This window comes from Roseomonas sp. WA12 (genome assembly GCF_054165765.1).
Window position 1 is genome coordinate 4,294,286 of record NZ_CM135108.1, and the last position, 14,063, is coordinate 4,308,348.

Here is a 14,063-nt window from a genome sequence, read left to right on the forward strand (position 1 = left end):
AACGCCATGAACCGCGCATCCCTGGCGGCCGCTGCCGCCCTTCTGGCCCTGGCGGGCCCTGCCCTGGCCCAGACCGGCGGGCAGCCGCCCGTGGTGTACGTGCCGCCCGCGCCGGGCACGGCTGCCCCGGCCCCGAACACCACCGTGGTGGTGCCGAACGCGGTCGTTCAGGGGACCGTCGTTCCCGGCTCTACGACCGTGGTGCCCGGCACGGTGATGCCCGGTACGGTGGTGACTCCGCAGCCGGTGGTGCCGGGCCAGGCCGTGCAGGGTACCGTTGTTCCCGGCACGCTGGTGCAGCCCGGCCAGCCTGTGCCTCCCGGCTCGGTGCAGACGGGCACGGTGATGGTGCAGCCGGCGCCGCGCGGGAACACGCGGGTGGGCCAGCTTCAGTGCGACGTCTCGGGTGGCGTTGGGTTCATCTTCGGCTCCAGCCGCGATCTGACCTGCGAGTTCAAGCCGAGCAACGGGCCGGTTGAGCGCTATCACGGCGAGATCCGCCGCTTCGGCGTGGATATCGGCGTGACGGGCCGCGGCACGATGCTGTGGACGGTGGTGAACACGGGCAGCGACGTGGCGCCGGGCAGCCTGGCCGGCACCTATGCCGGCGCCTCGTCCAATGTCTCGGCCGGGCTTGGCCTGGGCAGCGCGGTGCTGATCGGCGGTAGCAACGACCAGGTGGCGCTGCAGCCGCTCTCGATCGAGAGCAACACGGGCGTGAACGTGGCGGCGGGGATCGCCGAGCTGAACCTGCGCCAGGGCGGCTGAGGTTCAGGAAGGCCGGGGGGAAGTACCCCCCGGCCGCCTTCTATTTTTGCCAGTAGCGTTGGCGCGCCGGTCAGCTGGCGCGTCAGGTTTTAACGGGTCGGGCGCGGTGTCTCGCCGGAGTAGTCGTAGAAGCCGCGGCCGGTCTTGCGGCCGAGCCAGCCGGCTTCGACATGCTTCACCAGCAGCGGGCAGGGGCGGTACTTGCTGTCGCCAAGGCCCTCGTGGAGCACCTGCATGATGGACAGGCAGGTATCCAGGCCGATGAAGTCGGCCAGTTCCAGCGGGCCCATGGGCTGGTTGGTGCCAAGCTTCATGCCGAGGTCGATGGAGGCGACGTCGCCCACGCCCTCATGCAGCGTGTAGACGGCCTCGTTGATCATCGGCATCAGGATGCGGTTGACGATGAAGCCTGGGAAGTCCTCGCTCGTCGCGGTGGTCTTGCCGAGGCGGCGGGCCAGGGCCTCGGTCGCCTGATAGGTGGGCTCGTCGGTCGCGATGCCGCGGATGACCTCGACCAGCTTCATTACCGGCACGGGGTTCATGAAGTGCATGCCGATGAAACGCGGGGCGCGATCGGTGGCGGCGGCGAGCCGGGTGATGGAGATCGAGGAGGTGTTGGTCGCGAGAATCGCGCCTAGCTTCAGGTGCGGGCAGAGCGCGGCGAAGATGGACTTCTTCACCTCCTCGCGCTCGGTCGCGGCCTCGATGACGATGTCGGCGCCGGAGAGGGCGGACATGTCGGTCGCGGTGGTGATGCGGGCGAGCGCCGCGTCGCGGTCCTCGGCGGAGAGCGCGCCCTTCGTCACCTGACGGTCCATGTTACGGCGGATAGTGGAGAGCGCCTTCTCCAGCGCCTCCGCCTTCACGTCGATCATGGTGACGGGCAGGCCGGACTGGGCCGCGACATGCGCGATGCCGTTGCCCATCTGGCCGGCGCCGATGACGCCGACGGATTCGATTGTCGGCGTCGTCTCGCTCACTTGGCGAGCTCCGCCTCAATTTCCGGGATCAGCTTGAAGATGTCGCCGACCAGGCCGTAATCGGCCACCTGGAAGATCGGCGCCTCCTCGTCCTTGTTCACGGCCACGATGACCTTGCTGTCCTTCATGCCGGCGAGGTGCTGGATGGCGCCGGAGATACCGAAGGCGATGTAGAGCTCGGGGGCCACGATCTTGCCGGTCTGGCCGACCTGCTGATCGTTCGGCGCGTAGCCGGCATCCACCGCGGCGCGCGAGGCGCCAACGGCGGCGCCGAGCTTATCCGCGATGCCGTCCAGGATGTGGAAGTTCTCGGCGGAGCCCAGCGCGCGGCCGCCGGAGACGACGATGCGGGCGGCGGTCAGCTCGGGGCGCTCGCTCTTCACGAGTTCCGCGCCGACGAAGGAGGAAACGCCCGGATCGGTGCCGGCCTGCGCGGGTTCGACGGAGGCAGAGCCGCCTTCGGCCGCGGCCGGGTCGAAGGAGGCGGCGCGAACGGTGAGGACCTTCTTCGCATCCGAAGACTGCACGGTGGCGAGCGCGTTGCCGGCGTAGATGGGGCGCACGAAGGTGTCGGCGTCCACGATGCCGGAAATGTCGCTGATCGGCTGCACGTCCAGCAGGGCGGCGACGCGGGGCATCACGTTCTTGCCGAGGGCGGAGCCGGGGGCGAGGATGTGGGTGTAGCCACCGGCGAGGGACGCGATGAGGGCGGCGTCCGGCTCGGCCAGCATGTGCTCGGCGGCGGCATGCAGCACCTTGGCCACGCCCGCGATCTTCGCGCCGGCCTGGGCCACGGCCTCCGGGCCGATCACCAGCAGGGTGACGTCGCCCAGCTTGCCGGCGGCCGCGATGGCGGAGCGGGTCGGCTGGTTGATGGCGGCGTTGTCGTGGTCGGCGAGGACGAGGACGGTCACGGGATCACCTTCGCTTCGTTGCGCAGCTTGGAGACGAGCTCGGCGGCGGAGGCCACCTTCACGCCGGCTTGGCGCTTCGGCGGCTCCTCGACCTTGAGGACCTTCAGGCGCGGGGCGGTGTCCACGCCGAGATCGCCGGGCTTCACCGTCTCGATCGGCTTCTTGCGGGCCTTCATGATGTTCGGAAGGCTGGCGTAGCGCGGCTCGTTCAGGCGCAGATCGGTGGTGACGATAGCGGGAAGCGTGAGCTTCACGGTCTCCTGGCCGCCATCGACCTCGCGGATGACGGTGGCGGCGCCGTCGGCGATCTCCACCTTGTTCGCGAAGGTGCCCTGGCCCCAGCCGAGAAGGGCGGCCAGCATCTGGCCGGTGGCGTTCATGTCGTCGTCGATGGCCTGCTTGCCCATGATGACGAGCTGCGGGCCCTCCTTCTCGACGAGGGCCTTGAGGAGCTTGGCGACCGCGATGGGCTCCACCGTGCCCTCGGCCTCGACCAGGATGCCGCGATCGGCGCCCATGGCGAGGGCGGTGCGGATCTGCTCCTGCGCCTGGGCCGGGCCGATGGAGACGGCGATGATCTCCGTCGCGACTCCCTTCTCCTTCAGGCGCACGGCCTCCTCGACGGCGATCTCGTCGAAGGGGTTCATGGACATCTTGACGTTCGCGGTCTCGACGCCCGTGCCGTCGGGCTTCACCCGAACCTTCACGTTGTAGTCGACGACGCGCTTGACGGGGACGAGGAGCTTCATGCCGGGCGACGGTCCTCTGAGGGGCGCCGGGTTCTCCGGCGCGTTTGGGGGACCTGGGCGGCCCCGGACGGGCAGGCTTGCTGGGCCCTTTGCAGGCCTTCGCATCCGCGGAATCGAGCGGGGTCTATAGGACGCGCCCCCAGGTGCGGCAAGCGGGGCCGGCAGGCCGGTCCGTGTCAGGCAGGGCGCGCGTCAGGCAGGGGCGGCCGGAGCGGGCCGCCACCGGGGCGGGCGGCTCAGCCGCGCATCATGTAGAGCAGCAGGGCGAAGAGCAGCAGCGTGACGGCCTGGAGGGTCACGCGCCAGCGCATCAGCGCGTTGGAGCGCTGGGCGTCGTCGCTGCCTCGGACCATGCCGACCATGCCGAAGAGCAGGGTGCCCAGGGTGCCGAGCATCCCAAGGGCGACGAGGATGGTGAGGAAGGTGATCATGATGGGAGGGATGTGGGGAGAGGTGCGCCGTGCGCAACGGTTGCCCGCCCTCGCTCCGGGCATGGCAGGACGGCAGGGCCGGCAGGGGTTTTCGGCGCGGATTTCCTTGAGATTTCCGCGCGTTGACAGGTGATCAGCCCGGCTTGCGGCGGGCCTTTGCCGGGACGTCCGGGACGGGTTCGGGGCCGGTCATTTTGCGCACCACCGTGAGGAGTGCGGCCTTGGTGGGGAAGTCCAGCGAGCGGTAGGCGCGGAGGAGGGCTTCCTCGTCACCGGCGAGGAGGCCGAGGCTGCCCTGCTCCTCCTCCAGCATCTCGGCGGGGGGTGCGACATCCGGGTCCAGGCCCACGAGCCACGAGACGGAGGTGCCGAGCACCTCGGCCAGGCGCACCAGCCGCGCGCCTCGGGGAACCGGGGCGGTGCCGTCGCGCAGGCGCACCAGGAGGTCGGGCGGGAGGCCGGCCTGGCGGAAGGCGGCCTCGGGCGTGAGGTCGAGGCGTTCCAGGCGGGATTCGATCAGCTCGACCATCGGCGGCGGGTCGTTGGACTGGTCTGTGGCGGGGTTCATGCTGGGGTTCATGCCAGGGCTCATGGCGAATGGAACGCGTGCCGGGGGCCGGGCGTTCAGCCGGCCCGGTCCAACAGGCGCGTCACGGCATCGCCGACACGGATCGGGCCGCCTTCCAGCACGCGGGCAGTGATGCCGCCATGGCCGCGCACGGCATTGTAGCCGCCCTGGCCCAATTCCTCGTCCATGCGGGTGCAGGGGTGGCATTCGCCGGAATATTCCAGCAGCGCGGCCCCGATGCGGAAGCGCCGGTGCTTCAGGGCGGAGAGATTGATGCCCGAGGTGACGAGGTTGCGGCGCAGGCGGTGCGGCGAGACCTCCTCCAGCGACAGATAGGCGGCGATGGAGCGGAGGTGCTCGCCAGAAATGAGGGTGACCTGGCGGGTCCCGTTGCGGGTGCTGGAGAACCGGTCTCCCCGCAGGCCCTGGCCGGGTTCGGCGAGGGCTTCCTCCACCACATCCATGGGCTCGCGCCGGGCGGGGCGGAGGCCGATCCAGGTCAGGCGGCCCGGGGCGACATGGCCGTCGATCAGGCGGGCGAGCATCGAGCCGGGGGTGGGGGCGTGGAGAGCTTCGGCCATGCGGGCTTCTAGCCCCTGACACGCGGTCAGCCGAGGGCGCGCGACCAGTGGCGCAGGGATTCCGCGTTGATGGGCGCGCCCGCCGTCCCGTTCAGGGCCGTGACATGCGCGTGGAAGGCGCGGGCAGCCTCGGGGCCGAGCAGGTTGCGGGTGGCCGAGAGGATGCGGGTGATGCGGAGGTGGTTGTGGTCGAAGGGGGTGAGCCAAGCATCGGTGGCTTCGTAGAAGCGGGCTATGCGGGCCAGGGCGTCGCGCAGCCCGTCCTGCGCGCGCGGGTCGGCGCGGATGGCAGCGGCGTCCTCGGGGGTGAGGACGGGAGAGTTGGGGACGGCGCGGCTCGGTTCCGGGAGAGGGAAGAGCCACTGGATGAAGTCGTGCACGGATTCAATGCGGGCGTCGTCAAAGGCAAGGATGTCGCCGATCCGGCGGCCGCGGGAATCCGGGGCGCTGCCGCTGAGGAAGGCGTGGAGAGGGGTGGGCATGGATGGGAAACGCGGGGTGCGGGGGCGTGGTTGGCCCGGGTGAGGCGTTGCCTCCCCCGTACCCCCTCCACCGGGGAGCATGATGCTCCCCGGACCCCACCATCTGTTTGGGGTGGGTGCGCCTGAGGTCGATGACCTCAGGCGACTGACGGGGCGGTTTTGGCGCCAGAGAGAATTGCCTGCGGCGCTGACTCTGATCGCTGGGTGCCCGGAAAAACCGATCGCGGGGTCCGGGGTGGCCGTTGCCACCCCGGTGGAGGGTCCAGGGAGGCGACGCCTTCCTGGGGCCACCCGCGCGACGGGTCAGCCGCGGCGCCGGAAGGCGAGGATGAGGTTGTTGGCGGGCATTTCGTGGATGTCGGGTGCGGAGAAGCCGTGCTCCGCGGCGGTGGCGGCGACGGTTTCGAGGTCTCGCACGCCCCATTCGGGGTTCCGGGCGCGAAGGCTTTCGTCGAAGGCGGCGTTGCTGGGGGCGGTGTGGCGGCCGTTCCGGCGGAAGGGGCCGTAGAGGAGGAGGGGGGCGCCCGGGGGCAGGCGGGCGGCGGCGCCCTGCATCAGGCCGGGCGTGGCGGGCCAGGGGGCGATGTGGATCATGTTGATGCAGAGGACGGCGTCTGCGGCGGCGATGGGCCAGTCGGGGGTGGCGGCGTCCAGGGCGAGGGCGGAGCGGATGTTGGGGAGGCCGGCGCACCAGGCGTCGATGCTGGCGCGGGAGGCGCTATCGGGGTCGCTGGGCTGGAAGGTGAGGTGGGGGAGGGCGGCGGCGAGATGGGCGGCGTGCTCGCCGGTGCCGCTGGCGATCTCCAGGACCAGGCCCCGGGCGGGAAGGAGGGGGCGCAGGGTGGCGAGGATGGGGTCCCGGTTGCGGGCGGCGGCGGGGGCGTGGCGCCGGGTGTCGTCGGGTGGCTGGCTCATGGCGGGCAGCCTGGGGGTGGGGCGCGGGGCTGTCATCCCCTGGGGGTGAGGCGGATTGCGGCGGGGCTGGTGCGTTGCCACCCTTGGGCGGGCCCGATCCTGGGCCGGCGATGGAATGGGAAGCGGCGCGAAATGGCAGGGCAGGTCACGGATCATCGCGAGTGGCACCGCTTCGAGATGGAGGAGGGCGGGGCGACCGCCATCATCGCCTATCGGCGGCGCGGGGATGGGGTGATCGAGCTGGTGCACACCGAGGTGCCCGAGGAACTGTCCGGGCAGGGTGTGGGGTCGCGGCTGGTGCGGGGCGCGCTGGACCTGATCCGGGCGGAGGGGCTGATGGTGGTGCCGAGCTGCTCCTTCGTGGCCGCCTGGATCGGCAAGCACCCGGAATACGCGGATCTGGTCGCCGCCGAGGACTGAAGCGGCGCCTCAGCCCGGCTTGCGCCCGGACTTGCTCAGCGTGCGGATGTGGTCGGCGTTCCAGCGGACATAGCCGGGGCCGATCTCGGCCAGGCGGTCCCGCAGCAGGGCGTGGGCGTCGCGCAGGCGGTGGAAGGGGATGAAGGGGTAGAGGTGGTGCTCGGCGTGGAAGGGCATCTCCCACATGAGCAGGCGCACGGGGGCGGTGGTCATCATGGTGCGGGTGTTGGTGAGGCCGTTGCTGTCCTCGGTGCAGCCTGTGTGTTCGCTGAGCAGATAGAGGCGCAGCAGGGGCTGGCCGAGGAGCTGGGGGCCGACCCAGAAGAGGAACACCGCCATCCAGCCGAAGGCGAGGCTGGCGGCGAGGGCGAGCGCGATGGTGAGGGCCGAGCCCGCGCGGATGCTGGCGATGATGCGCGGCGCAGCGGCGGGGTGGATGAACGGATAGGCCGAGAGGTCGCCCTTCCAGGCGCGGGCCCAGACCGTGAGCTGGGCGCGCCAGTAGGGCAGGCCGACGAAGCGGGTGAGAAGGGCGGGGATGGTGCCGGGGGGCGGCGGGGACAGCTCCGGGTCGTGCTCGGGGTCCTGGGTGTGCTTGTGATGGGCGAGGTGGAAGGCCTGGTAGAAATGCCAGTTCCGCAGGGCCGTGAGCGCCACGAGCCAGCCGAAGGCGGCGTTCACGCGGCGGGACTTGAAGGCGGTGTAGTGGCAGGTCTCGTGCAGGGGCGCGAAGAGGGCGGCCTGGATGGCGCCGGCCAGGGCCATGGCGGGCAGGAGGAAAAGGGTCAGGCCCCGGGCCCAGAGCCAGGCGGTGAGCGCGCCGCTGGCCAGGATGAGGGCGATGTGGATCCCCGCCCGGGTCGCGCCGCGCGCGTCGGACCGGGTGTTGAGATGCATCATCTCGCGCGGCTTGGGGGCCGCCATCATCGTGGTGCTCATGCCGTAACCCTCCTCCTGGCTCCGAATGGGCTGCAAGCAAATGCCGCGCCGCGCGGGGGGAGGCGGTGCGTGCGGTCTGGTCAAGGCGGCCCGGGGCGTGCAAGGCGGGCCAGGTGCCGCGAGGAGGGGCCCGCCCGATGCCCGATCCCGTCCCGAGCATGAGCCGCGAGGCGGCCGCGCAGCCGCTGGTGGCGCTGCGGGGGGTGGGCAAGCGCTATGGCCGTGCTGCGCCGGCGGTGCAGGGGATGGAACTGGAGATCGCGCCGGGGGAGTTCGTCAGCCTTCTCGGGCCTTCGGGCTGCGGCAAGAGCACGGTGCTGCGGATGATCGCGGGGCTGGCCACGGTTTCGGAGGGCCGGATCGACTGGGCGGGGGGCGTGCGGCCGCGGCTGGGCTTCGTGTTTCAGGAGCCGACGCTGATGCCCTGGAAGACGGCGCTGGATAACGTGGCGCTGCCGTTGATGCTGGCGGGTGTGCCCTGGGCGGCGCGGCGCGCGCGGGCGGCGGCAATGCTGGCGCGGGTGGGGCTGGAGGCGGCCGGGGCGCTGTATCCGCGGGAGCTGTCGGGCGGCATGCGGATGCGGGTCTCGATCGCGCGCGCGCTGGTGACGGAGCCGGAGGTGCTGCTTCTGGACGAGCCCTTCGCCGCGCTTGACGAGATCACGCGCAACCGGCTGAACGACGACCTGCTGCGGCTGTGGGAGGCGCAGCGCTTCACGGCGGTGTTCGTGACGCATTCGGTGTTCGAATCCGTCCTGCTCTCCGGCCGCGTGGTGGTGATGGCGGCGGGGCCGGGGCGGGTGCATGCGGAGGTGCCGGTCGCCGCGCCGAAGGGGGAAGCACTGGGGCCGCGCGATCAGGCGTACCGCACCTCGCCCGGCTATGCCGCGCTGTGCCGCACCGTTTCGGCAGCGCTGGAAGGGGCCATGGCGGCATGAGCGGGGCGGAGGTGCCGGGTTGGGCGCGGGTGCTGGCGCCTGCCGTGATGGGGCTGCTGCTGCTGGGCGGGTGGGAGTTGGCGGTGCGGCACTTCGCCGTGCCTGCCTATGTGCTGCCCGGGCCGGTCGCGATCGCCCGCGCGCTGGTGGCGGATTGGGGGACGCTGTCGGCCGCGCTGGCGGTGACGCTGCGGATCACGATGCTGGCGCTGCTGGCGGCGGTGGTGTCGGGGGTGGTGCTCTCGGTGCTGTTCAGCGGCTCGCGGCTGGTGGAGATGACCTTCCTGCCGATCGCGGTGATCCTGCAGGTGACGCCGGTCGTCGCCATCGCGCCGCTCATCATCATCTGGGTGGACGACGTGCCGGCGGCGCTGCTGATCTGCGCCTGGATCGTCGCGTTCTTTCCCATCGTCTCGAACACCGGCGCGGGGCTGGCGGGGACGGACCGGAACCTCGAGGACCTGTTCCGGCTGCTCGGCGCGTCGCGCTGGCAGACGCTGCTGCATCTGCGGCTGCCCTCCGCGCTGCCCTTCTTCCTGGCGGGGCTGCGGATCTCGGGCGGGCTGTCTCTGATCGGGGCGATCGTGGCGGAGTTCGTGGCGGGGGCGGGGGGCGCGGGGTCGGGCCTGGCCTATCGCATCCTGGAGGCGGGGTACCAGCTGCAGATCCCGCGCATGTTCGCGGCGCTGGCGCTGATCTCGCTCTCGGGGATAGCGATTTTCCTGCTGCTGTCGCTCGTCTCGCACCTTCTGCTGCGGCGCTGGCATGAGAGCGCGCTGGGGCGGGAGCGCTGAGCGGGCCTGTCACGTTGTGTGACCTGTCACATTGTATGGAATGACCGGTCGTTCTTACTATGCGCTAATGCGTCGGCTCGGGGCCGAGTCCTAGGGTCGAGGACCAGGCATGCTGGATACGGCCGGGATGCGGAGGGGGACGAATGGACGAAGACGGTGACGCGACGCTGGAGGATGCGGTCGGGGAGGCGCTGGATCGGGTGCTCGGGCGCGTGCCGGCACCGGATCGGGTGGCGGCCTTCCGCGCGCTCCGGACCGAGCTGGAGCGATGCGTGGCCGAGGCGCCCATGACAGGGGCCGAAGCGGCCCTGCTGCGGGCGCGGCTGGTGGCGGTTGTTGCCGCGCATGAGCCCGTGCTGTCCGGGCCGGTGTCGGTGGCAATGCCGGCGGTGCCTGCGCGGGTTGCCGGGGCAGCCGGCTGAGGCGGGACGCGGCGCCGGCTGGACGCCGCGGGACACGCCTTGCGAGCGGGCGCCCTCGAGCGCTGCCGTGATACGGGCGATGGGGCGGGGCCCGCCCCAAGGCTCAGGGCGCGGGGGCGGCGCCGGCTATGCCCCAGCGACGCAGCACGCCCATGAGCGCCATCTCCGCGATCGGCTTCTCGAGATGCGGGGTGTCGCGGAAGCGCGGGTCGATCACGGAGGCGTCGTAGCCCGTGGTAAAGACGAAGGGGATGCCGGACTCGCGCAGGGCGGTGGCGACGGCATAGACCCGCTCCCCCTCCAGGTTCACGTCCAGCAGGGCGAGATCCGGGCGCTGCCTTTCCAGCGTGGCCAGGGCGGAGGCGACGCGTGAGACCGGGCCGATCACCGTGCCCCCGAGCCGCTCGACGAGAAGGCACATGTCCTCGGCGATCAGGTACTGGTCCTCGACCACCATCACGGCGAGGCCGACCAGCGGCCTGCCGGCCGACCCCCCGCCTCGTCGCTCGGTGGGTTCCCCGGTCTTGTTCTGAACGTCCATCACGCTTCCGCCTCCCGTTCCGGATGGGGGGCGGCGTCCCATCCCTCGTCAGGCCCGAGGGCGACCACGCGGGAGCCGAGTGGCAGCTCCACCGTGCAGCGCACCCCGCCGGGCAGGAATTCCAGCGCCGTCACGGCATCCAGGTCGTAGGGCAGGCCGCGCTCGATGAGGCGGCGGCCGAAGCCGCTGCGCGACGGCCGGGTGTCGAGTAGCCGCACTCCCTGTTCCCGCCACTCGAGGGTGAGGCGCTCGCCGCCGCTCGTGTGCAGGATGCGCCAGCTCACGCGCAGCCGGCCGTTCGGGTCGGACAAGGCGCCGTACTTCACCGCGTTGGTGGTCAGCTCGTGGACCGCGAGCGCGAAGGTCTCGGCCGCCTTGTCCTTCAGCAGGATGGGCGGGCCCTCGATCTCCACCTGCTCGCCATCATGGCCGAGGCTGGCGGCCAGCTCGTCGCGCACCAGCTCGTCCAGCCGCACGCCCTCGACCCCGCGGTTGGCGAGCACGCTCTGGGTGCGGGCCAGGGCGTCGATGCGGCCGGTGAAGTGGCTGCGCAGCTCGTCCAGGCTCTCGGCGCTGTCGAGCGAGCGGCGGGTGATGGAGCGGACGACGGCGAGGATGTTCTTCACCCGGTGCTGCAGCTCGGCCATGAGGAGGGACTGCTGGGCCTGGGCGCGCCTGCGGTCGTCCACGTCCTGGAAGATGCCCAGCACCTGGCCGTCGGCGCGGGCGCCACTGAAGCGGATCCAGAGCTCCCGCCGGCCGGAGAGGAGGCGGGCCTCGGCGTCCAGCGGCTCGCCAAGCGCCACGGCGCGGTCGAAGGCGAGGGTGAGACGGTCGCGGTCCTCGGGATGGGCGGCCGAGATCATGGCGGCCAGCGTGCTGGGCGGGGCCATGCCGAAGACCGGCTCGAAGCTCTCGGAATGGGTGAAGCGGCCGGAGGCAAGGTTGAGCTCGAAGGTCACGATCCGGGCGGCGGAGGCGGCCAGCCGGGCGCGCTCCTCGGCCTGGCGCATGGCCTCCTGGGCGCGGGCGGTCTCGGTGATGTCGAGGAAGGTGAGCACGGCGCCGGCGATGAAGTTGTCCACGCTGCGATAGGGCAGCACGCGGACGAGGAAGCGCCGGCCCTCCACCCGGCCGATCTCGCGCTCGGTGCTCGAGAGGGTGCGGAGGACGCGCCGCAGGTCGTCGGCCATCTCCGGATAGGGCACGCGGGGGGCAATATGGGCGATGGGGCGGCCGAGATCGCTGTCGATGAGGTGGAACACCTCGGACATGCTCGGCGTGAAGCTCTTCACCCGCAGGTCGTTGTCGAGGAACAGGGTGGCGATCTGCGTGGATTCGAGAAGGTTCTTGAGGTCGCTGTTGGTGCGCGCCAGGTCGTTCACGCGATGCGCCAGCTCGCCGTTGACGGTCTGCAGTTCCTCGTTGACGGATTGCAGCTCCTCCTTGGAGGTCTCCAGCTCCTCGTTGGCGGATTGCAGCTCCTCGTTGATCGACTGGTATTCCTCGTTGGAGGATTTCAGCTCCTCGTTGGTGCTCTCCAACTCCTCGATCGTGGCCTGCAAGCGGTCTTTCGTGAGGCGCAGCTCGCCCTCAAGGCGCAGCACGTGCTCGTCGCGCAGAATGGCGGGGTCCCGCAGCACGTCCTCGCCATCGGCGGCCGCATCGGGGCCGAGATCCTGGAACAGGACGACGAAGTGCGGCGGGTCCTGGGCGTGTTCGCCCAGCGGCTCGACGGAGAGGCCGACGCGGCGCGCCTCGCCCTCCTCGCCCATGCGGAGCGGGCCGATGCGGACGGTGCGGCGCTCGGAGGCGACGCGCAGCAGGGCGGCGCGCAGGTCCAGCCGCAGGTCGCGATGGACGAGGTTGAGAAGGTTGAGGTTGGCCACGCCGCTGCTGGGGTCGAGGAAGGGGCCAGTACGGCCGGAGAAGTTGAGGACGTGGTACTCGGCGTCCGCGATGACATAGGCCGGGGCGTAGCGCTCCACGATGCGCTCGGCGCGGCGGCCGAGCGTGGCGCTGGGCAGGGCGCGGGCGATCGGCTCCGCCCCCATGGGCAGGCCGGAAGCGGGGCGGGCGGTGAGGGGAAACTCCGGCAAGACGCGGGTGGGGGTTTCCTGCCGCTGAAATACGCGGTGCTTGCGGTCCAGCGGCGCGAAGAGGCGGGCGTGTCGGGTCACGTTCTCCGACGGGCCGAGGAACAGGTAGCCGCCGGGTCGGAGGGCGAAGTGGAAGAGCGGGATGACGCGGTCCTGCAGGTCCGCGTTCAGATAGATGAGCAGGTTGCGGCAGGAGACGAGGTCGGTGCGCGAGAAGGGCGCGTCCTTGATGACGTTGTGCGCGGAGAAGATGCAGATCTCGCGCAGGTCCTTGTGGATGACACAGGTCTCGCCCTCGCGGACGAACCAGCGGGCCAGGCGCTCGGGCGAGATGTCGCTCTCGATGGATTGTGGGTAGCGGCCGGCGCGGGCGACGGCGAGCGCGCGGCCGTCGATGTCCGTCGCGAAGATCTGGAGATGCGGGGGCGCGTCCATCGGCGCGGTCGCCTCGCGCAGGAGCATGGCGAGGGAGTAGGCCTCCTCGCCGGTGGCGCAGCCGAGCACCCAGAGCCGGATCGTGTCCGCTGCTGTCTTGTCGCGCAGCAGGGCGGGGATGACCTGGCGCTCCAGCAGCTCGAACTCGGCCGGGTCGCGGAAGAACTGGGTGACGCCGATCAGCAGGTCCTCGAAGAGGTTCTGCACCTCCTCGGGCTCCGCGCGCAGCCGCTCCACATAATCGTCCAGCCTGTCGGTGCGCAGCACATGCATCCGGCGCTGGATGCGGCGGAGAAAGGTGTTGGCCTTGTAGCCGTGGAAGTCGTGGCCGGTGCGGTTGCGCAGGATGGTGGCGATGGCGGGCAGGCGGCTCTCGCCGGTGTCGCGCAGCGACGCGGTCTCCTCCGGCGCATCGAGGGCGGCGAGATGGCGAACGAGAGCGGTCAGGCGCGCGGGGATCTCGTCCAGCGGCACGCGGAAGTCGGCCATTCCGGCGGCGCCGTCCGTACCGCCCGGTTCGATCTGGTCTTCGCCCTGATTTTCGCCCCGATCTTTGCCCTGGGCGAGGATGAGGCCGCCGCAGGCCTTGAGGCGGGCGACGCCGATGCTACCGGCATCCGACGCGGCGGCGAGGATGATGCCGACCGCCGCCTCCCGCTGGTGGTCGGCCAGGGAGATGAGGAAGGTGTCGATCGTGCCGCGGTGGCCGGGCCGTTCGTGCGGGGGAGTGATGCGGAGATGGCCGTCCGATAGCGTGGTCATCATGCCCACGGGGGAGACGTAGATCCGGTTCGGCTCCAGGCGCTGGCCGTCGGCGGCGAGCTGGGCGGGAAGGAGGCCGCCCTCGTTCAGGGTTTGCACCAGGGCCTCCGCGTCGATGGCGTCGCGGGATTCGGAAACGATGACGAAGGCGGCGCCGCTATCCCGCGCCATGAGGCCGAATAGCCGCACGATGACGGGGAAGGCGGGCGCGGAGGCGCCGAGGCCGACGACGGCGACCGGTTCCGGCCGGGTGGGCCCCGCCGGCGGGGCGCCCTCTGGCTCCGCAAGGCTCACTATGTCGAACTCCCTGGAAGTCGGGGTTATA

General features: G+C 71.1%; 16 protein-coding genes. 5 read left to right on the forward strand and 11 right to left on the reverse strand.

What is annotated here, in order from left to right; all coding sequences use genetic code 11:
• The first annotated feature begins 6 nt into the window (after positions 1-6).
• Positions 7-768: a DUF992 domain-containing protein gene (locus ACVBD7_RS20355; RefSeq protein ID WP_458095066.1), complete on the forward strand. Its 762-nt coding sequence runs from the start codon at positions 7-9 to the stop codon at positions 766-768.
• 89 nt (positions 769-857) lie between these two features.
• Here the strand turns inward: ACVBD7_RS20355 and ACVBD7_RS20360 are convergent, their stop codons facing one another.
• From ACVBD7_RS20360 to ACVBD7_RS20395, 8 genes are all read right to left on the reverse strand, one after another.
• Positions 858-1,694, reverse strand: coding sequence for a 3-hydroxybutyryl-CoA dehydrogenase (locus tag ACVBD7_RS20360; RefSeq protein WP_458097737.1), 837 nt, complete (start codon positions 1,692-1,694; stop codon positions 858-860).
• Between the two features lie 50 nt (positions 1,695-1,744).
• Positions 1,745-2,662: an electron transfer flavoprotein subunit alpha/FixB family protein gene (locus tag ACVBD7_RS20365; RefSeq protein WP_458095067.1), complete on the reverse strand. Its 918-nt coding sequence runs from the start codon at positions 2,660-2,662 to the stop codon at positions 1,745-1,747.
• The gene (locus tag ACVBD7_RS20370; RefSeq protein ID WP_458095068.1) at positions 2,659-3,411 is read right to left on the reverse strand and encodes an electron transfer flavoprotein subunit beta/FixA family protein; all 753 of its coding nucleotides are present in this window, start codon (positions 3,409-3,411) and stop codon (positions 2,659-2,661) included. Before ACVBD7_RS20370 ends, ACVBD7_RS20365 begins: the two co-directional genes overlap by 4 nt.
• 236 nt (positions 3,412-3,647) lie before the next feature.
• Entirely contained in the window at positions 3,648-3,842 is a 195-nt protein-coding gene (locus ACVBD7_RS20375; protein WP_458095069.1) for a twin transmembrane helix small protein, read from the reverse strand.
• Positions 3,843-3,975: 133 nt separating this feature from the next.
• A complete protein-coding gene (locus tag ACVBD7_RS20380) occupies positions 3,976-4,410 on the reverse strand; it encodes a hypothetical protein (protein WP_458095070.1) in 435 nt (144 codons plus the stop codon).
• A gap of 56 nt (positions 4,411-4,466) precedes the next feature.
• Positions 4,467-4,991 (reverse strand): MOSC domain-containing protein, encoded by a 525-nt coding sequence (locus ACVBD7_RS20385; protein ID WP_458095071.1) that lies wholly within the window; start codon positions 4,989-4,991, stop codon positions 4,467-4,469.
• Between the two features lie 26 nt (positions 4,992-5,017).
• Positions 5,018-5,473, reverse strand: coding sequence for an opioid growth factor receptor-related protein (locus ACVBD7_RS20390; RefSeq protein WP_458095072.1), 456 nt, complete (start codon positions 5,471-5,473; stop codon positions 5,018-5,020).
• A 303-nt stretch (positions 5,474-5,776) separates the two neighbouring features.
• Positions 5,777-6,388: a DUF938 domain-containing protein gene (locus ACVBD7_RS20395; RefSeq protein WP_458095073.1), complete on the reverse strand. Its 612-nt coding sequence runs from the start codon at positions 6,386-6,388 to the stop codon at positions 5,777-5,779.
• Positions 6,389-6,520: 132 nt separating this feature from the next.
• On the opposite strand from ACVBD7_RS20395, the gene ACVBD7_RS20400 reads away from it, so the two are divergent.
• Complete coding sequence (locus ACVBD7_RS20400; protein WP_458095074.1) at positions 6,521-6,808, forward strand: GNAT family N-acetyltransferase; 288 nt, start codon at positions 6,521-6,523, stop codon at positions 6,806-6,808.
• A gap of 9 nt (positions 6,809-6,817) precedes the next feature.
• On the opposite strand, the gene ACVBD7_RS20405 is transcribed toward ACVBD7_RS20400, so the two are convergent.
• Positions 6,818-7,747: a fatty acid desaturase gene (locus ACVBD7_RS20405; RefSeq protein WP_458095075.1), complete on the reverse strand. Its 930-nt coding sequence runs from the start codon at positions 7,745-7,747 to the stop codon at positions 6,818-6,820.
• A 137-nt stretch (positions 7,748-7,884) separates the two neighbouring features.
• Between ACVBD7_RS20405 and ACVBD7_RS20410 the strand changes: the two genes are divergently transcribed.
• The 3 genes from ACVBD7_RS20410 (at position 7,885) to ACVBD7_RS20420 (ending at position 9,901) form a co-directional block, all read left to right on the forward strand.
• Positions 7,885-8,685, forward strand: a complete 801-nt coding sequence (locus ACVBD7_RS20410) for an ABC transporter ATP-binding protein (protein WP_458095076.1) — start codon at positions 7,885-7,887, stop codon at positions 8,683-8,685.
• Entirely contained in the window at positions 8,682-9,479 is a 798-nt protein-coding gene (locus ACVBD7_RS20415) for an ABC transporter permease (RefSeq protein WP_458095077.1), read from the forward strand. The genes ACVBD7_RS20410 and ACVBD7_RS20415 overlap by 4 nt, the downstream gene beginning before the upstream one ends.
• Positions 9,480-9,622: 143 nt before the next feature.
• Positions 9,623-9,901: a hypothetical protein gene (locus ACVBD7_RS20420; RefSeq protein ID WP_458095078.1), complete on the forward strand. Its 279-nt coding sequence runs from the start codon at positions 9,623-9,625 to the stop codon at positions 9,899-9,901.
• Positions 9,902-10,004: 103 nt separating this feature from the next.
• Here ACVBD7_RS20420 and ACVBD7_RS20425 read toward each other — a convergent pair whose 3' ends face one another.
• Positions 10,005-10,442 carry a response regulator gene (locus tag ACVBD7_RS20425; RefSeq protein WP_458095079.1) on the reverse strand — a complete coding sequence of 146 codons (438 nt, stop codon included), beginning with the start codon at positions 10,440-10,442 and terminating at the stop codon, positions 10,005-10,007.
• On the reverse strand, positions 10,442-14,032 hold the full coding sequence (locus tag ACVBD7_RS20430; protein WP_458095080.1) for a CheR family methyltransferase: 3,591 nt from the start codon (positions 14,030-14,032) through the stop codon (positions 10,442-10,444). The genes ACVBD7_RS20425 and ACVBD7_RS20430 overlap by 1 nt, the downstream gene beginning before the upstream one ends.
• Positions 14,033-14,063: the final 31 nt, after the last annotated feature.